Annotated in this window: 1 protein-coding gene; it reads left to right on the top strand. The window is 33.6% G+C overall.

All coding sequences use genetic code 11. From position 1 onward, the window contains the following. Positions 1-235 (top strand): amino acid kinase family protein (locus tag H2O73_RS24290; protein ID WP_220457785.1); only part of this gene is annotated, 235 nt, incomplete at both ends.

Below are 235 nucleotides of genomic sequence, written 5' to 3'. Positions count from 1 at the left end.
TAAGCTTATAATTTTGTCGGATATTGATGGTCTTTATGATGGACATCCACACTCGAACAATAGTAAATTGATAACAAATGTAGGTGTCCAAGAAGATGTAGAACAATACATTCAAGAGAGCAATAAAGGAGAGGCAGAAGGGCGAGGAGGAATGGGATCAAAATTGAATTATGCTCAAAAAACTGCAGCTAAAAATATACCTACATATATTGCAAATGGAAAAAAAGAAAATACA

The organism is Vibrio marinisediminis, assembly GCF_014050145.1.
Taxonomy (GTDB): domain Bacteria; phylum Pseudomonadota; class Gammaproteobacteria; order Enterobacterales; family Vibrionaceae; genus Vibrio; species Vibrio marinisediminis.
The sequence above is the reverse complement of the archived record's forward strand: the minus strand, read 5'-3'. Positions and strand labels throughout refer to the sequence as shown.